Source organism: Mycolicibacterium austroafricanum (assembly GCF_902705885.1).
Taxonomy (GTDB): Bacteria; Actinomycetota; Actinomycetes; order Mycobacteriales; family Mycobacteriaceae; genus Mycobacterium; species Mycobacterium vanbaalenii_A.
On sequence record NZ_CACSIP010000067.1, the window covers coordinates 157701 to 181930 of the forward strand.

General features: G+C 67.0%; 14 protein-coding genes. 7 read left to right on the top strand and 7 right to left on the bottom strand.

Features of this window, described 5'->3' with window-relative positions:
- Positions 1 to 103: 103 nt before the first annotated feature.
- Complete coding sequence (locus tag BEMPMBAN_RS30620; protein WP_159235213.1) at positions 104 to 1048, top strand: metal-dependent hydrolase; 945 nt, start codon at positions 104 to 106, stop codon at positions 1046 to 1048.
- On the top strand, positions 1041 to 2195 hold the full coding sequence (locus BEMPMBAN_RS30625) for a hypothetical protein (protein WP_159235214.1): 1155 nt from the start codon (positions 1041 to 1043) through the stop codon (positions 2193 to 2195). The genes BEMPMBAN_RS30620 and BEMPMBAN_RS30625 overlap by 8 nt, the downstream gene beginning before the upstream one ends.
- A 6-nt stretch (positions 2196 to 2201) precedes the next feature.
- Here BEMPMBAN_RS30625 and BEMPMBAN_RS30630 read toward each other — a convergent pair whose 3' ends face one another.
- From BEMPMBAN_RS30630 to BEMPMBAN_RS30645, 4 genes are read right to left on the bottom strand one after another with little or no spacing between them, the layout of a single operon-like run.
- The gene (locus BEMPMBAN_RS30630; RefSeq protein ID WP_159235215.1) at positions 2202 to 2594 is read right to left on the bottom strand and encodes a universal stress protein; all 393 of its coding nucleotides are present in this window, start codon (positions 2592 to 2594) and stop codon (positions 2202 to 2204) included.
- On the bottom strand, positions 2591 to 4132 hold the full coding sequence (locus BEMPMBAN_RS30635; protein WP_159235216.1) for a tripartite tricarboxylate transporter permease: 1542 nt from the start codon (positions 4130 to 4132) through the stop codon (positions 2591 to 2593). The genes BEMPMBAN_RS30630 and BEMPMBAN_RS30635 overlap by 4 nt, the downstream gene beginning before the upstream one ends.
- Positions 4133 to 4660: a tripartite tricarboxylate transporter TctB family protein gene (locus tag BEMPMBAN_RS30640; RefSeq protein ID WP_200846172.1), complete on the bottom strand. Its 528-nt coding sequence runs from the start codon at positions 4658 to 4660 to the stop codon at positions 4133 to 4135.
- Positions 4657 to 5658 carry a Bug family tripartite tricarboxylate transporter substrate binding protein gene (locus tag BEMPMBAN_RS30645; RefSeq protein ID WP_159235217.1) on the bottom strand — a complete coding sequence of 334 codons (1002 nt, stop codon included), beginning with the start codon at positions 5656 to 5658 and terminating at the stop codon, positions 4657 to 4659. The genes BEMPMBAN_RS30640 and BEMPMBAN_RS30645 overlap by 4 nt, the downstream gene beginning before the upstream one ends.
- Before the next feature lie 86 nt (positions 5659 to 5744).
- On the opposite strand from BEMPMBAN_RS30645, the gene BEMPMBAN_RS30650 reads away from it, so the two are divergent.
- Together BEMPMBAN_RS30650 and BEMPMBAN_RS30655 are read left to right on the top strand one after the other, a co-directional pair.
- Complete coding sequence (locus BEMPMBAN_RS30650) at positions 5745 to 7379, top strand: sensor histidine kinase (protein WP_200846173.1); 1635 nt, start codon at positions 5745 to 5747, stop codon at positions 7377 to 7379.
- Positions 7372 to 8031 (top strand): response regulator, encoded by a 660-nt coding sequence (locus tag BEMPMBAN_RS30655; protein WP_159235218.1) that lies wholly within the window; start codon positions 7372 to 7374, stop codon positions 8029 to 8031. The genes BEMPMBAN_RS30650 and BEMPMBAN_RS30655 overlap by 8 nt, the downstream gene beginning before the upstream one ends.
- 21 nt (positions 8032 to 8052) lie before the next feature.
- Here the strand turns inward: BEMPMBAN_RS30655 and BEMPMBAN_RS30660 are convergent, their stop codons facing one another.
- The 3 genes from BEMPMBAN_RS30660 to cobN all read right to left on the bottom strand — a co-directional run bounded on the left by BEMPMBAN_RS30660 (position 8053) and on the right by cobN (position 20546).
- On the bottom strand, positions 8053 to 15057 hold the full coding sequence (locus BEMPMBAN_RS30660; RefSeq protein WP_234897782.1) for a Calx-beta domain-containing protein: 7005 nt from the start codon (positions 15055 to 15057) through the stop codon (positions 8053 to 8055).
- Positions 15058 to 15602: 545 nt separating this feature from the next.
- Positions 15603 to 16886, bottom strand: a complete 1284-nt coding sequence (locus tag BEMPMBAN_RS30665; RefSeq protein ID WP_159235220.1) for a DUF222 domain-containing protein — start codon at positions 16884 to 16886, stop codon at positions 15603 to 15605.
- A 36-nt stretch (positions 16887 to 16922) separates the two neighbouring features.
- Entirely contained in the window at positions 16923 to 20546 is a 3624-nt protein-coding gene (cobN, locus tag BEMPMBAN_RS30670; protein WP_159235221.1) for a cobaltochelatase subunit CobN, read from the bottom strand.
- A 365-nt stretch (positions 20547 to 20911) separates the two neighbouring features.
- Here cobN and cobG point away from each other — a divergent pair, with 365 nt between their 5' ends.
- The 3 genes from cobG to BEMPMBAN_RS30685 are packed head-to-tail and all read left to right on the top strand — an operon-like array spanning position 20912 to position 24162.
- Positions 20912 to 22036 carry a precorrin-3B synthase gene (gene cobG / locus BEMPMBAN_RS30675; RefSeq protein WP_159235222.1) on the top strand — a complete coding sequence of 375 codons (1125 nt, stop codon included), beginning with the start codon at positions 20912 to 20914 and terminating at the stop codon, positions 22034 to 22036.
- A 9-nt stretch (positions 22037 to 22045) separates the two neighbouring features.
- The gene (locus tag BEMPMBAN_RS30680) at positions 22046 to 22672 is read left to right on the top strand and encodes a precorrin-8X methylmutase (RefSeq protein ID WP_159235223.1); all 627 of its coding nucleotides are present in this window, start codon (positions 22046 to 22048) and stop codon (positions 22670 to 22672) included.
- A complete protein-coding gene (locus BEMPMBAN_RS30685) occupies positions 22669 to 24162 on the top strand; it encodes a precorrin-2 C(20)-methyltransferase (RefSeq protein WP_159235224.1) in 1494 nt (497 codons plus the stop codon). Before BEMPMBAN_RS30680 ends, BEMPMBAN_RS30685 begins: the two co-directional genes overlap by 4 nt.
- Positions 24163 to 24230: the final 68 nt, after the last annotated feature.

The window sequence follows — 24230 nt, forward strand, 5'->3', positions numbered from 1 at the left end:
TGGCCCCGACGCTAGCACAGGCGTTGACGTCGGAGCCGAAATACAGTAATCATACATCTAACCGCTACAGCGTATGATTATTGAGGATGGCCGAGGTTCGACCGTGACCGACCTGATAGTCCGCAAACTGCGATTCGCCTTCGCGAGTCACCCCGTCCCCTTCGTGTGGAACGAGGCCAATCCCGCGTTCTCGTCGATGGCGAACGCGGTGTCGTTCCTGGCGATCGGGTTCGAGAAGATGATCGGCAGCATGATCCCCGAGGCGATGCCGTACATCGGAGATCCGGCCGTCGCCGAGGAGGCCGACGCGTTCGTCCGCCAAGAGGGGCAGCACGCGATGGCGCACCGTCAGCACGCCAAGGGGTTGATCAAGGCATATCCGGCGCTGAAGGAGACTCTCGACCACGTCGTCGCCGCGTTCGACGACATGACCGCCAACACGCCCCTGAAGTACCGCCTGGCGTATACGGCCGATCTCGAGGCCACCTTCACCCCGGTGTTCAAGCTGATGCTCGACCACGACGACACACTGTTCGCCCCGGGGGACGACCGGGTCGCATCACTGTTCCTGTGGCACTTCGTCGAAGAGGTCGAGCACCGCAGTTCGGCGCTGACCATCTATGACGCGATCGTCGACGACCCGTGGTACCGGATGCGGGTGGCACCGTCGATCTTCAAGCACGTCATGGGGATCATCCGGCTGGCCTCCGAGGACTTCAACAGGCATGTGCCGCTGTCGGACCGCAAGGTCGATGCGATGTCGACGTTCCGGATCCGCCGGCGCACGAAAGCCCTGCTGCAGCGACTTCCGTTCACCCAGGTGCGTGACGAAGGCCCGTTCGCCGATGCGTTCAGCCACCTCCCCCGCAGGGAGCAACTCGTCGCGCTGTCAGGAATCGTGCGCAGCCAGATCCCCGGGCACGATCCCGGGAATGAACAGCTCCCCGCACTGGCGCAGGAATGGTTCGATCGCTACGACTCCGGCTATGACGTGACCCAGTGGTACACGGCCGACCGAGACGACGAAAGAAGCGCCGCCCGTGTCTGATCTGTGCACTCCGACCTTCGCCGATCTCGCCGCGCGGTTGGGATTCTCGTGTGAGTCCACCGGCGGACTCGTCGAGTTCCGCAATCCGTTCGCACTGGAGAACTGGACGCTGCCGGTTCTCGAACTCACCGTGATCGTCGGTGCCCTCATGGCCCTGGGGTACGCAGTCGTTCGGCTGCGGCGCCACAACGACCCGACCAACATCGTGGTGTGGTTCGGCGCCATCGCCTATCTGCTCATCATCGAGCCGCCCCTGTACTTTCCGACGGCATTCGGGATCGCCGAGCACGTCGACACGATGTTCGCCCACAACGTGTTCACGGTCGAGTTCCTCTGGGGACGGTTGCCGCTCTACATCGTGGCGATTTATCCGATGATGGCGACGGTGGCCTTCGAGATAGTGCGCAGCCTCGGGGTGTTCCGCCGCTACGGAACCGTCATCGGCGCGGTCTGTGTCGGCTTCGTGCACCATGCGTTCTACGAGATCTTCGACCATTTGGGCCCGCAGTTGCGCTGGTGGGAATGGACACTGGACCATCCGATGAACCAGCCGTTCTTCGATTCGGTGCCGTTGCCCAGCGTCGTGGTGTTCGCCGCCCTGTGGCCGATGTCGCTGGCGTTGTGTGTGCAGTTCTTCATAGGCCGACACGTGGACGCGGGCCGGACCTTCTCCGGCGGCCAGATCCTCGGACGCACCATCGCCGTCGGTGTGCTCGCGTCCATCGGCACCGCCGTGCTTCCGCTGCCCGCCACGCTCGCCGGCGGACTGTCGGGCAGCACCACGGTCGCCGGGTTCGTCTACGCAGCAGAACTGGTTGCCATCGTCGTCGTCGCGGTTCCGGTGCTGTGGAACCAGTGGCGCCGCCAGCGCAGCGGAAAGCCCACCACACCAGCACATTCCAATCCGCTGATGTTCGGCTACGCCGTTGTCTACCTGGTCGTCATGGCGGTCCTGTGGGCCACCGGGCTGCCCGCATACTTCGCCGCCATGGCCGGCGTCACGGCGGCCGGTGACCCGATCGGCAGCCTCTGGTACGCGGTGGCGTGTTTTGTCATCGCCGGATTGTGCATCGCTGCGGTTCTCACCACGTCGCCGAAGAACTCCGAGTCGATACCCGAGCAGGCACCGGACCCGGTCAGTAGCTGAGCCCGCTCACGCCTCCGGTGGCTTGACCGCCAGAACAGGCTTCGGGCACTCCAGGATCAGCTTCTGCGCGACGCTGCCGAGCAACAGCTTGCCGACGGGGCTGCGGTGCCGGATGCCGACGACCAGAAGTTGCGCCTCCTCACGACCCATGGCGGCGAGCAACTCGTCGGCGGCGTCGACGCCGACTGGCTGGACGAGTTCGAACTCCACGCCGCACTGCGCCAGCCGTGCCTCGACGTCGTGCACTTCGGGCGCCCCGGCGAACCGGGAGTCGACATAGGACTCCCCGGAGGTCGCGTTGATGACCAACACGCTGGTGTCGCGCAACTTCGCCTCGGCGATGCCGTACTCCAGCGCGGCATGGCCGAAGCTGTCCGCCGTGTACCCGATGACTATCACAGCCGGCCTGCCTTCTGCTTCTGGTCTCTGTCGTCCTCGACGATCAACAGGCTTTCCTCACTGCGGTTCATCAGCTTCAGAATCAACGGCGCCAACAGCAGCAGCGCCATGATCAAGTAGGTGCCGATCGCGACCGGCTCCTTGAACAGCGACACCCAGTCGCCGCCGCCGAGCTGCAGGCTCTGCCGTAGCTGCCGTTCGATGCGCGGCCCCAGGATGACGCCGATGATCAACGGCAACACCGGAAGTCCGAAGCGACGCATCATCAGGCCCATCAGCCCGAACACCAGCAGCAGGACCAGATCCAGTGGTTGCAGGTTCACCGCGAACGCGCCGAGAGCGGCGAAGAACAGGATGCCCGCGTACAGGTACGGTCGCGGTGTGCGCAGCAGCTTGGCCCACACCGGCGCCAGCGGCAGGTTCAGCACCAGCAGCAGGAAGTTGCCGATGAACAGGCTCGCGATCAATGTCCAGATCAGCAGCGGTTCGCTGTCGAACAGCGTCGGGCCGGGCTGGATCCCGTAGGACACGAACGCTGTCAGGATCACCGCCGCGGTCGCGTTGGTCGGCAATCCCAGTGACAGCATCGGCACCAGAGTTCCTGCGGCAGAAGCATTGTTAGCGGCTTCGGGGCCTGCGACGCCCTCGATGGCTCCGTGGCCGAACTCCTCGGGGTGCTTGGTGAGCTTCTTCTCCGTGATGTAGCTCAGGAACGTCGGCAACTCCGCACCACCGGCGGGCAGCGCGCCGAACGGGAACCCGTAGGCGGTGCCGCGCAGCCAAGGCTTCCAGGAGCGCTTCCAGTCCTCCTTGCCCATCCAGGGCCGGCCGACCGGGATGACCTGTGCCGGGCGCCGCCGCAGATGCGCGGCCACCCACAGCGCCTCGCCGAGCGCGAAGACGGCCACCGCGATCACCACGATGTCGATGCCGTCACTGAGCAGCGGGACACCGAAGGTGGCGCGCGGCTGCCCGGTCAGCGAGTCGATGCCGACGACACCGATCGCCAGGCCGAGGAGCAGCGAGATCACCCCGCGCATCTTCGACGACCCCAGAACCGCCGTGACGGCGACCAGCGCAAAGAGCATGATCGCCAGGTAGGACGGCGCGCCGAGGGTGACGGCGAATCGGGAGATCGCGGGTGCGAACGCTGCGAGCATCGTGGTGCCGATGGCGCCGGCGACGAACGACCCGATGGCGGCGGTGGCCAACGCCTGGGCCGCTCGACCGGCCTTTGCCATCTTGTTGCCCTCGAGGGCGGTGATCACCGACGATGACTCCCCCGGTGTGTTGAGCAGAATCGACGTCGTCGACCCGCCGTACATGCCGCCGTAGAAGATGCCCGCGAACATGATGAAAGCCGCGCTCGGGCTGACGTTGTAGGTGATCGGCAGCAGCAGCGCCACCGTCATGGCCGGGCCGATGCCGGGCAGCACACCGACCGCGGTGCCGAGCAGCACGCCGATCACGGCGTACATCAGGTTCGTCGGGGTGGCGGCCTCGGCGAACCCCTGCAGGAGCCAGTCGAAATTCTCCATCTACAGAATCCCATCCAAGATGCCTGCGGGCAGCGGGATTCCGAGCCCGGAGTAGAACGCGTAGAAGCTCGCGAGGGCCAGCACCGCACCGATCGCGATGTTGCGCAGGTAATGCTTGCTGCCCAACACCGTCGCGCATCCGGCGAAGAACAGTGCGCTGGTGATCGCCCAGCCCAACGGGACGACCAGGACGATGAGGCCGACGAACAGACCGACCAGCAGTCCGACCGTGCGCCAGTCGCTCGGCATGTCCGGATCGATGTCCTCGCCCGCGTCGGCCTCGCCCTTGTAGCCCCGCGGTATCGCGACCGCCAGCACGACGGCCATCACCAACAATCCCACCCCGATGGTGATCGGAAAAAACCGTGGCCCAACGGGATCCACCTCGGCGTAGCCGCCGGGCATCGACATGGCGTCGTAGACGAGGAACACGCCCGCGGCGACCATCACCGCGCACACGATGTACTGCGCATAATCGGGCCGCTCGCGGGTGGCGACCGTGGCCGCGTCGTCCATGTCGGTGCTCATACCAGCCCCAGATCCGTCAGGGTCGTCTCGACACGTTCGTCCTGCTCGGTGAGGAAGTCCTCGAACGCCTGTCCGGTCATGAAGGCATCACTCCATCCGTTCTTCACCAACGCCTCTTTCCAGGCCTCTGTGGCGTGCAATTCTTCGAGAATGTCGACCATCGCCCGGCGGTCTTCGTCCGAGATGCCTGGCGGCGCAAGGATTCCCCGCCAGTTGGTGAAGGTGAGATCGATGCCGGCCTCGGTCAGGGTCGGTGCGTCGACGCCCTCCACCCGCTCCTCGCCGGACACGGCGAGGACCCGCACCTGTCCCGACTCGATCTGGTCGACGTATTCACCCAGGCCCGAGGTGCCCGCGGCGATCTTGTTGCCGAGCAGTGCGGTCAGCAGGTCACCGCCGCCGTCGTAGGAGACGAAGTTGACCTTGGTGGGGTCGACGCCGACGGCCCTGGCCGTCTCCATCGGGAACAGATGATCGGGGCCACCGGGACTCGACCCTCCGCCGATCGTGACATTGGCCGGGTCGGCTTTCCACGCCGTGACGAAGTCGTCCACGGTCTGGAACGGCGAATCGGCCGGGACCAGGATCCCCTCCTGCTCCTCGACGATCTTCGCCAGCGCGGTGGCATCCGAGGCGCGAGCTTTCGATCCGTTGGTGTAGGTGGCACCGACGACGCCGAGGCCCATCATCATCATCAAGTTGCCGTTGCCGCGCTCGTTCATCAATCGGGCCATGGCGACCGTGCCGCCGGCCCCGATGACGTTGAACACCTCGACTCGCCCGGTGATCTCTTCGTCTTCCATGATCTTGACCGCGGTTCGCGCGGTGAGGTCGTAGCCGCCGCCCGGACTGTTGGGCACCATCATGCGCAACCTGTGCAAGCCGGTCTCGTCGCCGCGGGTCACCCCGCAGGCCGAGAGCAGCAGCGAAGCGATCACGGCGATGATCGCGCCGACGGTCACGCCGGACACCCGCCCGCCGCCGCTCGATCTGAACATGTCGTCCCCAATCACTTGGATGTGATGCTCAGCAATACTGAACCCCGACCGTGACTCAGGTCACTGATGTGGACGCAAAGGAAGTATTGAACATTAAGAACATCTCGTCGGCGGCGGCCGGTCTGCTGCGGGGACGCAGCCTGGCCGGGCAGTTCCTGGGGTTTCAGCTGGTGGTGGTGGCGGTGGTTCTGGTCGCGGTGGCTGCCGTCTCTGTGGCTCAGTCCACCCGGGAGTTCCGCGAGGTCAGAGGGCAGCGGATGATCGCCGTCGCGGAGAACATGGCGTCGACGCCGATCGTGCGGGATCGCAGTGAGCAGGCTCCGGCCGATCCGTTCGCGGCGCGGACCCTGGCTCCGGAGGTAGACCGGGCGGTGGCACTGTCGGGGGCCACGCTCGCCGAGATCCTCGGACCCGACGGAACGGTGCGCGCGTCCTCGGAACCGGCACGCGTCGGCGCGCGGATGGATCTGGGACCGAGCCGCGCCGACGAGGGCAGAGCCTGGTTCGGCGACGCCGATATCGACGGCACCCACAGCCTCGTCGGTCAGGTGCCGATCCTGTCCGGTGACGGCGACGTCCTGGCCGTGGCCTCGGTCAGTGAGGCCTACCCCTCGGTATGGGACCTGCTCAGCGGCGCCGGCGAACGCCTGCTGATCTACCTGGGATTGGGCGCGGCCCTCGGCATGATCGCATCGTGGCTGCTGTCCCGGCGGATCAAGAAACACACCCGCGGTTTGGAGGTCGCCGAGATCGCGAACCTGGCCGACCACCGGGAGGCCTTGCTGCACAGCATTCGTGAAGGTGTGATCGCAGTGAACAACGACGGTGAGATCACAGTCCTCAACGACAGCGCCCAGGAGCTGCTCGCCGTCACCGACGCGGCGGTGGGGCGCCGGGTGGACAGCGTCGGCCTCGACCCCGCAGTGGTGTCGTTCCTGCTGTCCGACGAGGAGGGCCGTGACGTCGTGATCGCCACCCGGACAAAGCTGTTGGCGTTGAGCCGCCGGGCCGCCACCAGCCAGGGGCAGCGGATCGGCACGGTGACCACGATGCGTGACAGCACCGAGCTCGCAGCTCTACAGGGACAGCTGTCCTCGCACAAGAGCGTGACCGACACGTTGCGCGCGCAGACCCATGAGTTCGCCAACCAACTGCACACGATTTCGGGGTTGGTGCAGCTCGGTGAGTACGATTCTGTCCGTGATCTGGTGGGCACCTTGACACGCCGGCGCGCAGAGATCAGTGATGCGGTCACCCGCCGGATCTCCGATCCTGCGGTGGCGGCCCTGCTGATCGCCAAGACCTCGCTCGCGGCCGAGAGCGGGGTGACACTGGAGTTGGATCACGAATCTCACCTGGCGCCCCTGGACCCGGCCCTGGCCACGGACGTGATCACCCTGCTGGGCAACCTCATCGACAACGCGGTGGAGGTCTCGGTCGGATCCGTGGACGCCAACGTCACCGTGACGATCGAGGATCGGGACGGGCTGGCGATCTCGGTGCGCGATTCGGGACCCGGCGTCCCCGAAGAGTTGCGGGAGGCCATCTTCGCCCGTGGCGTCACCTCGAAGCCGGAGGTGCCCGGCGGCCGGGGCATCGGCCTGGCGCTGGTGCGCCTGGTCACCGCGCAGCACGGCGGCAGTGTCGAGGTCCAGGATGCGCCCGACGGCGGTGCACAGTTCCTGGTGCGGCTGACCCCGTCGGTGGACAGCCATGCGTGACGTGCTGGTCGTGGACGACGACTTCATGGTCGCGGAGATCCACCGCCGCTTCGTCGATCAGGTCGACGGATTCCGCGCCGTCGGAGTGGCCCGTACCGGCGCGGAGGCCCTCACTGCGGCGCGGGAACTACGGCCTGCACTGATCCTGCTCGATGTCTATCTGCCGGACATGACCGGCCTGGACGTGTTGCAGCGGTTACGTTCCACCGGCGACCGCGTGGGCGTCATCATGATCACCGCAGCCCGCGAACTCGACACCGTCAGCGGGGCACTGGACGGCGGCGCGGCCGACTATCTGATCAAACCGTTCGAGTTCACCCAGTTGCAGGCCAAGCTGGCGGCTTTCGCCACCCGCGCGGATGCCCTGGAGACCGCGGGCGGCGCCGACCAGTCGTTGATCGACTCACTTTTTGGCGGCCCGTCGGTGACCAAGACCCTTCCCAAGGGACTCGGTGCGGAGACCGGTGAGCTGGTGATCTCCGCCGTCCGCAACGCCGGTGAGGTATCGGCCGCGGAATGTGCTGAGCTGGTGGGCATCTCGCGGGTGAGCGCGAGACGCTATCTCGAACACTTCCTCAGCACCGGCGCGGTGGAACTCCGTCTGCAGTACGGTGTCGGCCGGCCGGAGCGTCGCTACCGCCCCGGCCGCTGAACCGAACGACGGCCGGCGCAGTCACACCTCGGTGCGGTCGATGATCGTGCCGGTGCCGGTGGCGTCGGCGATGGCCGCTCCCGACGGGTTGGACAGCGTGACCAGGAAGCTCTCGTCGCCTTCGAGCACCGTGTCACCGAACACCACCACGCTGATGGTCTTGCTGGTCTCGCCCGGCGCGAACGTCAGGGCGCCGGCGGCCCCGCCGTAGTCGCCACCGGCCGTCGCCGTGCCGTCCGACGTTGCGTACTGCACCGTCACGGATTCGGCCGAGGGTTCGGCCAACGTCACCACGAAGTTCACCAACACACCTGCGGCCGCCTCGTCGAAGTCGAACTGGATGGACTCCAGGTAGGCCATCTTGTTCTCGTTGACGGTGTTCCAGTCGTCGGCCAGAATGCCGCCGGTATCGGTGGAGTTGGGGTTCCACGACCAGAACGTCCAGGACAGGTCCTCGGTGCCTTCGGCGATGTCGATGGTTCCGTCGTTGTCGAAATCTCCGGAGAGGTAGGAGGTGATCGCCTCGTACCAGATGACGTCCTTGGGGTCGGTGAGCCTGGTGCCGAACTCCCCGAGGTAGATCGGAGCGATGTTCTGCTCGTAGATGTAGCCCCACATCTGCTCGAACTTGTCGGGCAGGGCCTCGCCGAAGTCCGCACTCTGGAACCACGGCTGGTTGTAGACCGAGTTCGGGTAGTCGTGCGGCGAGTAGACGACCCGGTCGGGCACGTCGAGCACGATCGGCCGGTCCTTGACACCCATGAGATTGCCGCCCCACCAATACGACTGGCCCTCGTAGACCGCGACGCCCTCGACGAACATCAGCCAGTTGGGGTTCACGTCGAGGATGGCGTTTCCGGCCCGCTCGGCAGCAGCCGCCCAGTCGTTGACTCCCCCGCCTCCCCAGGTGCCGTTGTGCGGCTCGTTGTGCAGGTCGGCACCGATCACGGTGGGATCGTCTCCGTAACGCTGCGCCAGGAACTGCCAGTCGGCGACCCACTGCGCGTCGGTGTATTGAGCGTTGTACCAGAGGCCGTTCTCGCTGGCACCGGCGCCGGCGTTGCTGCGGTGGTGGTCGAGGATGACGCGCATCCCGATCTCACCGGCGTAGTCGACGATCTTGTCCATGATCTGCAGCGCTGAAAGGCCTGCCAGGTCGGGGTTCTTGTGGAAGTCGATGCCGCTGGGCGCCTTGGTGGTGTGCAGCATCTCGCTGGAGTACGGAAGCCGGATGGTGTTGAAGTCCAGCGCCACCATCTGGTCCATCATCTCCTGGTAGTTGCGGGTCCAAAGTCCGTGCGGGGTGAAGATGTCGCTTTCGAGCCCGAACCAGTTGATGCCGGCGATCTGCACCGGGTTGCCCGCGGAGTCGACGATCTGGTTACCCGAGGTGCTGAACCAACCGGGGGCGACCCCGGTGCCGGGCTCGCCTTCGACCACGGAGGCATCGGAGATGCTCAGCGTCAGGTTCGCGGGATCGGCCACGTCGTCGTTGGTGATGGTGCCGACGGCGGTGCCGTCGGCGACGGTGGCGCCGCTGGGATTCGACAGCGTCAACGTGAAGGTCTCGTCGCCTTCGACGGTGGTGTCACCGGCGATCGCGATCCGGACCTGCTGGGCCAGCACCCCCGGAGCGAAGGTGAGCACCCCGGTGGTCGCGGTGTAGTCCACGCCGGCAGTCGCGGTGCCGTTGGTGGTGGTGTAGGCGACCGTGACTGGGCTGGTCGCTGCCTGCGACAGCGTCACAACGAACGTCATATCACTTGTGCCACTGTCGGATTCGACAGCGGCCGCATCGGCGACCGACACAGTCGGCGGCTGCGTGCCGCCGGCAGGTTGGCCGTTGACCACGAAGTTGGTCGCCGTGGCCGAACCGCCACCCGGGGATGCCTGGAAGCCGAAGCTGACCGTCTGGCCGGCGGCCACCTCGGCGTTGTAGGACTCATTGCGGATGACGTAGTGGTCTCCGACCCGGCTGACGATCTGGGCGTTCCAGATGTTGCTGATCTGCGCCGGGGAGTCGAACTCCACCGTCCAGCCGTCCAGCCCCGAGGGGCCCGCGGTGACGGTGACCGCCCCGGTGAATCCGGATCCCCAGTTGTCGTTCACCACAAAGGTAGCCGATGAGTTCCCGGGAGTCGGGGTGGCCACGTCGTCGTTGGTGATGGTGCCGACGGCGGATCCGTCGGCGATCGTCACCCCGTTGGGGTTCGACAGCGTCAGGGTGAAGGTCTCGTCCGTCTCCACCGCGGTATCCCCCGCGATGACCACGTCGACCTGCTGGGACACCACTCCGGCGGCGAACGTCAGCACCCCGGAGGCAGCAGTGAAATCGCTGCCGGCTGAAGCGGTGCCGTTCGCGGTCGCGTACGCGATGCTCACCGGCGCCGTCGCCGCCTTGTCCAACGTCACCACAAATGTCAGGTTCTTGGTGCCGCTGTCGGACTCGACCACGGCCGCATCGGCGACCGACACCTTCGGCAGCACCGGAGCGGGGTCTTGACCGCCGGTGGGCGCACCGTTGATGACGAAGTCGGTGGCCGTCGCCGTAGCACCTCCCGGGCTTGCCTGGAAGCCGAACTGCACGGTTTGACCAGCGCCGACCTTGGCGTTCCAGGAGGCGTTGCGTACCACGTAGCGGGTGCCGACGTGGCTGACGATCTCGGCGTTCCAGATGTTGCTGATCTGCGCCGGGGAGTCGAATTCCACTGTCCAGCCGTCGATCCCGGCGGAACCTGCGGTCACGGCCACATCGGCGACGAACCCCGAGCCCCAGTCGTCCCGCACGACAAAGGTGACAGACCCCGCACCGGGTGTGGGCGTGGCAGCATCGTCGTCGGTGATGGTGCCGACGGCCGTGCCGTCGGCGATGGTCGCCCCGGTCGGGCTCGACAGCGTCACGACGAACGTCTCGGCGCCCTCGGCCGTGGTGTCCCCCAGAACGTCGACGTGAACCGTCCGTGACGTCACCCCCGGCGCGAACTCGATCGTGCCCGACGCGGCGGCGTAGTCACTTCCGGCCAGCGCCGTGCCGTCCGACGTCACATAGGACACCGTCACCGTTTCGGTCGCCGCCTTGTTCAGCGTCACGACGAACATGAAGTGGGTGTGCTCGCCGTCGCCCTCAACGACCGTCAGATCGGCGATGGAGATCGTCGGCGGCGGGCCGCTGACGACGTTGGTGGTGCCATAGTCGTTGAACACGTTGCCGAAACTTCCGGCGGCGACGTCGAGCCCGGACGCCGACGGGGTGGCCTGACCGAGGCTTCCCGGGTTGTCCCGGGCAACCGACCACATCGAGAGCATGCCGAGGCCGGTGCTTCGGGCGAAGTCCTCGAGCGCCTGCGCATCGGCGACGGTGAACACCTCGGTGGTGACGTCGTTGACGCCGATCATCGGCGTGACACCGAGCTGGTTCCAGCCGAACTGCTGGCCGAACTCGCCGTACAGCGATGTCAGCTGGGCATACGTCGCCTCCGCGGCGTCGATCGCATACGCGCCCATGGTCTTTGCGTTGGGCCCGCTGGTGGGTGCCGCGGATTCGCCGTAGTCCATCGCCATCACGTTGACGCCGTCGAGTTTCACCCCGGCGTTGACCGCCGCTCGCACCACGCTCAGCCCGTCCGCAGTCAGACCGCTGGGCAGCACCGGCAGCGTGTACCAGATCTCCAGATCGGGCCTGGCCTGCTGCAGCAGCGTGAGCGCCTGGCTGCGGAGCGCGACCGACGTCGGGTCCGCCACCGCCGCGCCCTCGATGTCGAAGTCGATGCGGTTGAGCGAGTACGTGTCGGCGATGTCGACGTAGGCGTCGGCGAGTTCCTGGGCCCCGAGCCCCCGGCTGGCGTACCACTGCGCCAGGCTGGTGCCCGACGCGCCGCCCAGCGAGATCATCACGTCACCGCCGGCGGCCTGCAACGCCGCGATGGACTGGTTGATCGCCTGCGCCTGTTCGAAGTCGGAGTCCGGCGCCAGGACCGGCAGGCCGGCCCATGCGAGCTTGCCGTCCGGTGTGGCCTGCAGGAACCCGAGTGTCAGCAGTGACGTACCGCGTTCCTGGGCAATGGCCAGCAGGTCCGGCACCGGCCACCCCGCCATGTCGACGTAGGGCGCGAAATAGGCTTCCCCCCACAGCTCGTCGCCGGGATTGCCGGAGTTGAGACCGGAGCCGAGACCCGTGTCGGCATCGTCGTCGACGATGGTCCCGGCAGCCACGCCGTCGGCGATGGTGGCACCGGTCGGATTGGACAACGTGACCGTGAAGGTCTCGTCAGCCTCGGCGGTGGTGTCCGGCAGCACGTCGACGTGGACCAGCTGTGATGTCACTCCGGGAGTGAACGTGATCGTCCCGGAGGTCGCGGCGTAGTCGCTGCCGGCGATCGCGGTGCCGTCAGAGGTCGCGTACTGCACCGTCACCGTTTCGGTCGACGCCTTGTCCAGTGACACGACGAACATGAAATGGCTGTGCTCACCGTTGCCTTCGGCGACCGCGAGGTCGGAGATCGAGACGGCGGGCGGGGTGGCCGGCGTTGCGTCGACGTCGTCGTTGACGATGGTGCCCGTCCCGGTGCCATCGGCGATCGTCGCGTTGACCGCAGACGAGAGATTCAGCGTGAACTGCTCGTCGAGTTCGACCATGGTGTCGCCGAGCACCGCTACCTGGACCGCTTTCGACGTCTCGCCGGGAGCGAAGGTCAGGGTGCCGACGGTCGGGGTGTAGTCCGAACCTGCGGCGGACGCGGTGACGTTGCTGGTGCTGTAGCTGACCGTCACGGTTTCGGTGGATGTCTGGGACAGGCTGATCGTGAATGTCAGGGGTGTGCTGCCCGCATCGCCTTCGGAGGCACTGGCGTCGCTGATCGACAGACTCGGCGACGAGACCGGTGGCACGGCGTTGTAGATGAGGTTGCGCCACTTCGTGCTCGCGCTCTCGTCGAGCGCGATGATGTTGCTGGTCTTGAGCTCACCGAGGGCGACACCGACGAGCGTGTAGCTCTGGTTGTTGTTGACGATCGCGATGTTGGTCGAGCCGTTGAGCTCCGCGACGTCGAACTCGTGCGCCTTGAACCAGCCGAAGTCGAGCTTGTCGACCGCCGGATCGAAATCGAGCGACGTGCTGGTGCCGTAGTCCCAGGAAATGGTTGTGGTGGTGCCGGTCTCGCCGGCCGGCGGCGTGCCGTTGCCTGCGGTGGTGGGCCAGTTGTCGGTGCCGGCCACCGGCACGCCCTGGGGCAGGACCTGCGAGTCGGGCACCGTGCCGATGCCCAGCTGCAGGTGCAGCCGGTCTTCACGAACCTGCGCGTTGTGGAACACAAAATGGCGGGCAGTGAGTTCGCCAGTGGTGACGCCCTGCAAGATCAGAGCCTGACCGGTGCCGGCGTTGGAGATGACAACGCCTTCCGGAGTGTCGACCATGTAGAGCTGTTCGCGGGTGCCGTAGTGGCGGAAGTCGACGACGTCGCTCGCTGGATCGAAGGCCACCCGGTCGATCTGCCCGATCTCGTGGGAGCGCGCGTAGACGGTGTTGGGCTGGGCGACGACCCCTTGTTCCCACGCCAGCGCACCTGAAAGATCCTGGCGCAGATGGTCGTTGATGACCGGCGTGAAGCTGTCGACGGTGAGCTGGCCGAGCGACACACCTTGGACGATCGCCGTCTCTCCCGACCATGGATTGCGAAAGCCCACACCGTCTGCGGTGTCGACGACGATGAAGTTGTGCACCGAGACGTCACCGAGGTCCAGCTTGTCCTGGGAAGGGTCGAAACCCACGATGTCCGGTCCGGTTGTGGTGACGTGGTAGACGGTGCCGGTCGTGGTCGCGCTGACGGCTGCGGCGGCGAAGAACGTGGATGACTCCGCTGCCGGTGCGAGTTTCTGTTCGGTGACCGCCGACGCCTCGGCGGGGGTCAGTGCCACCGTCACCGGCACCCGGGTTCTGGTGGGACTGGTCGAGATCAGATGAAAACCGACATCACGCACCTGGATGACGAACGAGTCGGTACCGCCCTCGGTCACCAGTTCCGGGTCGGCGGTGTAGGTGAAGTTGCCTGCGCTGTCGACCACGACGCTGCCACGAGAGGGCGCCTCGACCACCGTGTAGGTCAGCGGATCACCCTCGGGGTCCGAGGCATTCAGTGCGCCGGAGACGGTGCCCGTGTCGGTCTGACCGGACAGCGCCAGGGCCGCGGTCGGGCCGTCGTTGGAGAACAGCCTGTCCATCTCGCGGCGGATCGCGCCGAAGACCGCGGTCACGAATTCGAACGAGGGCAGTGGCGCGCCGCCGCTGGAGGCCGCAGGCCCTATCCCCAGGACCGCGAGGAACTTCGACACGATTCCACCCAGACCGGTCGGGACGGCGGCCGATTGCGGGGCTGCCTCGGCCGGTGCGCTCGGAGGCGCCGAATCTGCAACGGCCGCATTCGATTCCTCACCTGCATCGGACTGGACGGCAGCGGTGCCGGTGTCGGGCGGCGCTGAGCGCTGCCCACTCGATGCGGGAGCGTCATCGACAATGCGGACCGGTTCGATGGCCGCCGGGACTGTCACCTCGATCGGGTCGTTGTCAGAGCGCGACCCAGCGACCCGGTCCACGTCGGCCGATGCCGGAGCTTCGGCCGGCGCCTCCGAATCTTCCTGTGCGGCGTCGTCGTCGGTATGGCTAGAGTCCTCGGATTCCGGCAGATCGACGTCGGTGTCCAGGTCCTCTCCGGAACCCGACTCGGCGGCTTCGGCTTCGGCTTCATCGGCGTCGAGTTCGGCTTCGGCTTGAGCGTCGAGTTCGGCTTCGGCTTGAGCGTCGACTTCGGCTTCGGCTTCGGCTTCGGCTTCGGCTTCGGCTTCATCGGCGGCCACATCATCGGCGTCGTCGTCTGACGATGTGCCATCGCTTGAGTCGGCGCGCGTGGTGTCCGCGTCTCGGGTTTCGGTACCCGAGCCTGTGGAGTCGGCACTCGACTCACTGGCGCTGGTGTCATCCGCCGGATCGGCCGCCGCCACTGCAGGAGCTGCCAGCCCGACTCCGAGCGCCACAGCTAATGCTCCAACACGTCCCACAAATCGTCCGTAGCCCATCAGCAACGCACTCCTGTCCAATCCTTGATGCATGAATGCCGCCGCTCGCCACATCTCGTTCCCATCACGGAACAATATTTACGAGCACGAAAGGCAATGAAACACCAGCAGCAGCTGACCGTCAAGGCAATCGACGCCACCAGTCGCGGAAACAGGCACCCAATCGGTCCCGAACCTGAGAGCAAAGCGAACTTTGTCCACGACGTTGACAGTAATAGCTTGTCTAACTGCACTGTCGTGGCGCTGTCAGCAGATGTTGGCTAAGCCCCGCGCGGACGCGTCAGAACGTAGATTGCCAGCCACCGGACGCGCCCTCGTCGTGTCGAAACCGTGAACAAAATGGGTACTCGCGTCCAAAAAAATTACATGGAATTCGGGCGTCAAACTATCCATAGGGCGCAGTATGGTGTTTTGAGGAAAACGGGTTGGCAAACTGATACTCGACAACCCCCGTATAGGTAGGCAAACAATGTAAACGCGGTCCGATGTCGGGCGGAGCGGCGTCAGGCAGCGTCGAAGGTGACGAGGTCGATGCTGAGTTGGCCTTCGATGAGGCTGAGTCGTCGGCGTACTGGTGGTCCGGGTAGTGGTGGGGCGGTGGAGTGGTAGACCGCGCCGGTGGGGGTGCGGTATTCGGCGTGGTGTTCCCCGTCGATATCGGTGGTGCTGACCTGCCAGCCGGGGGCTTCTTTGGCGTAGTTGCAGGCCTCGCAGTCACCGAGGCCGTTGAGTGCGCTGGTCGGGCCGCCGTCACGGACCGGGGTGGCGTGGTCGCAGTGCCGGATCGGGGCATCGCAGTACGGGGTCCGGCAGCGCTGGTCGCGCAGTTGCAGGAATCGTGCCAGCGCTTTGGGGAAGATCCTCGCCCGCGATTCCATCGCCACCAACTGCCCCGAGCTCGGGTGGCGATACAGCCGGCGCAGCGTCGCCTTCACCTTGGTGTCGGTGGCGGCGTCGCCGGTCAGCTTGCACGCCAGCCCGGCCGGGATAGGACCAAACCCGTCCAGCCACGCCGGTTCGGTGTCGTCACCGGCCAGGGTGGTGTCGGCCATCACCATGTTCAATGCCACCGGCACCGGCTTGGTGGCCGGGCGCCCGGTGATCCGCTCATAGGCGGCATCAGCCATCACCTGACCCCGCGACCGCCCATCACAGGTGACGTCGGCTTCCCGCTTCAACGCGGCGTACATCGCGACCCCCTGCGCCACGGGCAGCAGGAACGTCACGTAGGTCATGGTGTCCGGGGCCGGGCGGATCCACACCCCACGATCAGCGGCGGCTTTGGCCGAGCGGGCCACCACCGCCGCCGCATCCAGGCGGGCAGCGATCTTCTTGGCTTCGGCTTCGACCTGGTGATTGCCCCACCCGGACAGACGCGAGGTGTCGGCGCACAGCTCGGCGTCCAACTCCCGGCGATGCTCGATCGACAGGCAGGCCGATTGTTTGACGATCAGGGTGGCCCGCCACTCCGAAAGCACCCCGGATTCCAGCGCGGCCAGGGTGTGCGGCATCTCGTGCACCAACGCCTGAGCGAACCCCAGATGCCGATTCCCGCACGACGGGGACTCCCGACGGGCCAACGCCACCTCCGACGCCAACCCCTTCCCACGCCGCCGCACCGGCACCCCAGCAGCCTGCTCCGCAGCGCGGCGTTTGGCCGCCCACAACGCCGTCACCCTCGCCTGGGCCGCCGCCGCCACCGACTTCAACCGCTCGAGCTGCTCGACCTGCGCGCGCAGCTCAGCCTCACCAGCGGCCACATCCACATCGAACACACGTTCGAACATGAAACCCAAACTACACCACCCCACCGACAGGTCTGGTCAGCCTTCGAGGTCACCTTCGGTCTCGAGCAGTACCTGTCTCAAACCGTCGATGGTCGCCGCATCGGGCTCGGCCCACATCCCCCGATTCGCGGCTTCGAGCAGCCGTTCAGCCATGCCGTGCAGCGCCCAGGGATTGGATTCGTCCATGAACTTGCGGTTCTCCGGGTCGAGGACGTATTCGCCGGCCAGCCGCTCGTACATCCAGTCGGCCATCACCCCGGCGGTGGCGTCGTAGCCGAAGAGGTAGTCGACGGTGGCGGCCATCTCGAACGCGCCCTTGTACCCGTGCCGCCGCATCGCGTTCATCCAACGCGGATTCACCACCCGGGCGCGGAAGACTCGCGTGGTCTCCTCCGACAGCGTCCGGGTCCGCACCGACTCCGGGCGGGTGTTGTCGCCGATGTAGGCGGCCGGGTCCTTGCCCGTCAACGCTCGCACCGTGGCGATCATGCCGCCGTGGTACTGGAAGTAGTCGTCGGAGTCGGCGATGTCGTGCTCGCGGGTATCGGTGTTCTTGGCGGCCACCGCGATCCGGCGGTACGCCCGGTTCATGTCATCGGTGGCGGGGGCGCCGTCCAGCCCGCGCCCATAGGCGAACCCTCCCCACGCGGTGTACACCTGCGCGAGGTCGGCGTCGTCGCGCCAGTTCCGGCTGTCCATGAGCTGCAGCAGACCGGCGCCGTAGGTACCGGGCTTGGAGCCGAAAATTCGTGTGGTGGCTCGTCGCTGGTCGCCGTGCTCGGCGAGATCGACCTCGCTGTGGGCGCGGACGTAGTTCTGCTCGGCAGGCTCGTCGAGGCCCGCGACCAAAGCGACGGCGTCGTCGAGCATGGTGACCACGTGCGGGAAGGCGTCGCGGAAGAAGCCCGAGATCCGGACGGTGACATCGATGCGCGGCCGGCCGAGCTCAGCCAGGGAGATGGTCTCGAGGTCGACGACCCGCCGCGAGGCCTCATCCCACACCGGTCGAACACCCAGTAACGCAAGGACTTCGGCGATGTCATCACCCGAGGTTCGCATCGCCGACGTGCCCCAGACCGAGAGTCCGACCGACTGAGGCCACTGCCCGTGATCGGCGTGGTACCGCTCGAGTAGCGAGTCGGCCAGTGCCACACCGGTTTCCCACGCCAGCCGGGACGGCACCGCCTTCGGGTCTACGGAGTAGAAGTTGCGCCCGGTCGGAAGTACGTTGACCAGACCACGCAGCGGTGAACCCGACGGCCCCGCCTCGATGAAGCGTCCCTCGAGCGCCCGCAGGATCTGGCTGATCTCTCCGTCGGTCTGGCGCAGCCGCGGTACGACCTCCGTTGCGGCGAAGCGCAGCACGGCGGCGACGTCGACGTCGTCCGTGAGCGCCTCGGCCTGCGCGGGATCCCAGCCCGTTTCCTGCAGGGCGGCCACCAGGCCACGCGCCTGCTCCTCGGCGAGGTCGACCGCGCCCCGGATGTCCGAGCCGTCCTCGGCAAGCCCCAGCGCCTGACGCAGACCGGGCACCGACTGCTCGCCGCCGAACAACTGTCGGGCGCGCAGGATCGCCAACACCAGGTCGAGCTCGACGGAACCGTCTGGCGCTTGCCCGAGGATGTGCAGGCCGTCGCGAATCTGCACATCCTTGATCTCGCACAGCCATCCATCGACGTGCAGCAGCATGTCGTCGAAGACATCCTCGTCGGGACGATCCTCCAGTCCCAGGTCGTGATCCATCTTGGCCGCCCGCATCAGCGTCCAGATCTGCTGACGGATCGCGGGCAGCTTCGACGGATCGAGTGTCGAGATGTTCGAGTGCTCGTCGAGGAGCTGCTCGAGCCGGGCGATGTCACCGTAGCTCTCGGCACGGGCCATCGGCGGAATGAGGTGGTCCACGAGGACTGCATGCGCACGACGTTTCGCCTGCGTGCCCTCACCGGGGTCGTTGACCAGGAACGGATAGATCAGCGGCAGGTCGCCGAGCGCGGCATCGGATCCGCATGCCGCAGACATGCCCAGAGTTTTGCCGGGCAGCCACTCGAGGTTGCCGTGCTTGCCGAGGTGCACAACGGCATCAGCACCGAAACCCTTGTCCAGCCAGCGGTATGCCGCGAGATAGTGGTGGCTGGGTGGCAGATCCGGGTCATGGTAGATGGCGACGGGGTTCTCGCCGAAGCCGCGCGGGGGTTGCACGAGTATCACGACGTTTCCCGACAGCATCGCCGCGATGACGATCTCACCGTCAGGGTCGCGGCTGCGGTCGACGAACAGCTCGCCCGGCGGTGGACCCCAGTGCTCGACCATCGCGTCGGTCAACTCGGAGGGCAGCGTGGCGAACCACTCGCGATACTCCTTGGCGGACAACCGGATCGGGTTTCCGACCAGTTGCCCGTCGGTCAGCCAGTCCTGATCCTGCCCGCCACGCTCGATCAGTGCGTGCACCAGCGCATCACCGTCGCCGGCGTCGACTCCAGGCACTTCACCGATGTCGTAGCCGGCCTGCCGCATGGCACGCAGCAGGGCGACCGCGCTTGCGGGAGTGTCCAACCCGACGGCGTTGCCGATGCGCGCGTGCTTGGTGGGGTAGGCGGAGAACACCATCGCCACCCGTTTGTCGGCGGCGGTGATGCGGCGTAGCCGGGCATGCCGCACGGCGAGCCCCGCGACCCGGGCGCAGCGCTCCGGGTCGGGAACGTAGGAGATCAGGCCCTCGTCGTCGATCTCTTTGAACGAGAAGGGAACCGTGACGATGCGACCGTCGAACTCCGGTACGGCCACCTGCGTGGCGACGTCGAGCGGGCTCATCCCGTCGTCATTGGAATGCCAGTCTTTCCGCGACGACGTCAGGCACAACCCCTGCAGGATGGGCACGTCCAGCGCCGCCAGATGCGCGACGTTCCACTGATCGTCGGTGCCTCCCGCGCCGACCGTGGCGGGAATCGCTCCCCCGGCCGCCAGCACAGTGGTGATCAACGCGTCGGCGGTACCGAGCAGTTCCAGAAGTTCGGGCTCCGGGGTGCGCAGCGACGCACAGTAGATCGCGAGCGGACGGCCACCGGCCGCGTCGATCGCATGGCACAACGCGCCGACGTACTCGGTGTTACCGGCTAGGTACTGCGCGCGGTAGAACAGCACCGCGACCGTCGGGCCGTCACCACCGGCGGTGTGGCCGGCAGGACACTCCAGCACACCCCACGTCGGAGTGCTGACCGGAGGCTCGAACCCGACGCCGGTCATCAACACCGTGTCGGACAGGAACGAATGCAGGTTCACCACGTTCTCGATGCCGCCCTGCGCGAAGTACACGTGTGTCTCCAACGCCACGCCGGCCGGGGCTGTCGAGTGGCTCATCAAGTCGGCGTCGGGCGCCTGCTCACCGCTGATCACCACTGCGGGAATGCCCGCCGCAACGACCTGATCGATGCCGTCCTGCCACGCGCGGTACCCACCGAGGATCCGGACCACCACCGCCTGCGCATCGGCGAGCAGCTCGGCGAGCTCACCGTCGACCAGCCGCGACGGGTTGGCCCACCGGTAGGCGGCCCCGGAGGCTCGCGCGGCGATGAGGTCGGTGTCCGAGGTCGACAGCAACAGGATCGTATGGGGGGAACGGCCCTCCGAGGGCAAGTGAGCCACGCTCCATTCGTACCGCATGGTCTACAGGGCGAGGCGACTAACCTGACGGAGGTGACCACGACGGCGATCTCGCGGCGCCGACCGCCCGCAGCTCAGCGGTGCGGGTTCCAGCGGCCGTACCACGTCTGCTTGTAGGGCATTCCGATGGCCGCTACGAGCAGGAATATGACCGCCGCAAAGATGATCGTCGCAAGCATCGTCATTCCTTTCACGAAGCCCGTTGTTTGACACGGGTTCAGTAAGCAAGACGGTACCGCCGGTAACAGCGAGAATGGCCGAGGTGTGCGGCACGGAACCACAGCGTCGATTATGTGACGGCGATCACATTCGTTCAGCGCCGGCGCCGTAATCTGCGGCCGCACAGGGCTGGGTACCGTGGACCGATGGACAGGACCCGGGACGTCGATGCCTGCCCCGGTGCACTGCAGACGCACAGCGCGGCCGACGGGGAGCTGGCGCGAATCCGGTTGCCGGGCGGGATGATCGCCGCCTCCCAGATGGAGGCGGTGGCACAGGCCGCCATCGATTTCGGCTCCTCCACCGTGGAACTCACCTCGCGGGGCAACCTGCAGATCCGGGGGGTCCGGGACACCGCCGCCGTCGCCGCACTGCTCGCCGATGCAGGTCTGCTGCCCTCACCGACCCATGAGCGGGTCCGCAACATCGTGGCCTCACCATTGTCGGGTCGGCATGCAGGTATCTGCGACGTTCGTGGACTCGTCGCCGATCTGGACTCGGCGGTGCAGCAGGATCCGGTGCTGAGCGACCTGCCGGGACGATTCCTGTTCGGGATCGACGACGGACGCGGCGACATCTCCGGTCTCGGAGCCGATGCGGGCATCCACGTCGTTGATGACACCACCGCGGCTCTCCTTCTCGCCGGACGCGACACCGGTGTCCGGCTGACCCTCGCCGACGCCGTCCCCGCTCTCCTCGCCATCGCCGGGGTGTTCACCGAGATCCGCGGAAAGTGCTGGCGGGTGGCCGAACTCGACGACCCGTCGCCGCTGCTCGGCGGCCTGACCCCGACAGCACCGCCCGGCGCGACATGGTCCGCGACCACCCGTCCACCCGTCGGCTGGATCGTGCAGGGCGACGAGCGGATCACCTTGGGTGCGAGCGCACCACTCGGAGTGCTCGACGCCGAACTGGTTCGGTACCTCGCGGCAGTTGACGCGCCGATGGCGATCACGCCGTGGCGTTCGGTGCTGCTCTTCGACCTCGACGCGGGCGTCGCCGACGTGGCGCTGCGGGTGCTCGCCCCCAGAGGGCTGGTGTTCGACGAGAACTCGCCGTGGCTGTCACTGTCGGCGTGCACGGGACGCCCCGGCTGTGAACGCTCGTTGGCCGACGTCCGTGCCGATGCCGCGGCGGCCGCCTTCGACGGGGCTGCCACCGGGGTCCACCGGCACTTCGTCGGCTGCGAACGCGCCTGCGGCAACCCGGGCCACGGTGAGCTCCTGATCGCGACCGGAGACGGCTACCGACCGCGAAGCGCCCACCCGTAGGGTGAGCGGGTGCTCGACTACATCCGCGACGCCGGTGAGATCTATCGACAGTCGTTCGCGATGATCCGCGACGAGGCGGACCTGTCCAGGTTCCCCGGCGATGTCGCGCGGGTGGTCGTCCGGCTGATCCACACCTGCGGCCAGATCGACGTTGCCGAGCACGTGGCCTTCTCCCCCGACGTCGTCACCCGGGCCCACAACGCACTCGCAGGTGGTGCCCCGGTCCTGTGTGACTCCTCGATGGTCGCCGCCGGGATCACCCGGTCGCGGCTACCGGCGGACAACGAGGTGGTGTCGCTGGTCGCCGACCCGAGAGCGCCCCAGCTGGCCGACCGACTCGGCACCACCCGCTCCGCAGCCGGGGTGGACCTGTGGGCCGACCGCCTCGACAACGCGGTACTCGCGATCGGGAACGCACCCACTGCGCTGTTCCGGCTCCTCGAACTCCTCGACGACGGCGCCCCCGTACCGGCGGCGGTGCTCGGCGGCCCGGTCGGGTTCGTCGGCTCGGCCCAGTCGAAACAGGAGCTGATCGACAGCCCGCGGGGGATGTCCTACCTGGTGGTGACCGGTCGGCGCGGTGGCAGCGCGATGGCTGCCGCCGCCGTGAATGCGATTGCGGCCGAAGCCGAATGAGCAGCCGCAGCGGGACACTGGGGACCCTGTGGGGTGTCGGCCTCGGACCCGGCGATCCGGAACTGGTGACCGTCAAGGCAGCCAGGGTCATCGGGTCTGCCGACGTCGTCGCCTACCACAGTGCGCGGCACGGGCGCAGCATCGCCCGGTCGATCGCCGAGCCCTACCTCCGATCCGGCCAGATCGAGGAACACCTGGTGTACCCGGTGACCACCGAGACATCCGACCATCCCGGCGGTTACGCAGGCGCGATGGAGGACTTCTACCGCGAGGCCGCCGAACGCATCGCAGCGCACCTGGCCGCCGGCCGCGACGTCGCCCTGCTGGCCGAGGGTGATCCGCTGTTCTACAGCTCCTACATGCACATGCACACCCGCCTCACCGAACGGTTCGATGCGGTGATCGTTCCCGGCGTGACGTCGGTCAGCGCGGCCTCGGCCGCGGTGGCCACTCCCCTGGTGCAGGGAGACCAGGTGCTGACCATCCTGCCCGGAACGCTGCCCGCCGACGAACTCCAGCGTCGAATCAGCGACACCGACGCCGCCGTCATCCTGAAGCTCGGTCGCTCGTATCCCGCTGTGCGGAAAGCACTTTCAGCCTCCGGACGGCTGGACGAGGCCTATTACGTCGAGCGCGCCAGCACCGAGAGGCAACGCGTGCTGCCGGCCGACGAGGTGGACGACGCGTCGGTTCCGTACTTCGCGCTCGCGATGCTCGCCGGTCGCCAACACACCACCGCGGCCACCGGAAGCGTCGCGGTGGTCGGGTTGGGGCCCGGCGACGTCGAGTGGATGACACCGCAGAGCCGGCACGAGCTGGCCGCCGCCACCGACCTGATCGGTTACGGCCCCTATCTGGACCGCCTCGGGGTACGCGAGGGCCAGCGCAGGCATCCCAGCGACAACACCGACGAACCTGCGCGCGCTCGGCTGGCGTGCGAGTTGGCCGAGCAGGGCCATTCGGTCGCGGTTGTGTCGTCCGGGGATCCCGGGGTGTTCGCGATGGCCACCGCGGTGCTCGAGGAAGCCAAGCAGTGGCCCAGCGTCACGGTGCGGGTGATCCCCGCGATGACGGCCGCTCAGGCAGTCGCCAGCCGGGTGGGCGCACCACTCGGCCACGACTACGCGGTCATCTCGCTGTCCGATCGCCTCAAGCCCTGGGATGTCATCGCGGCGCGTCTGACCGCGGCGGCCACGGCCGACATGGTGCTGGCCATCTACAACCCGGCGTCGAAGACCCGCACCTGGCAGGTCACAGCGATGCGGGACCTTCTGCTCGAACATCGCGACCCCGGCACACCCGTGGTCATCGGCCGCGACGTCGCGGGTCCGGGCGAAACCGTCAGGGTGGTCCGGTTGGCCGACCTCGACCAGGCCGACGTCGACATGAGGTGCCTGCTCATCGTCGGTTCCTCGCAGACGCAGTGGTATTCCGCAGGCGAAGGTGGCATCGACCGGGTGTTCACTCCGCGCTACTACCCGCACATTTGACGCCCGTCGCACATCGTTGACAGTCGTCAGAACTGCGGGTTAATGTCGCGCGTGCAGCGAGGACTACC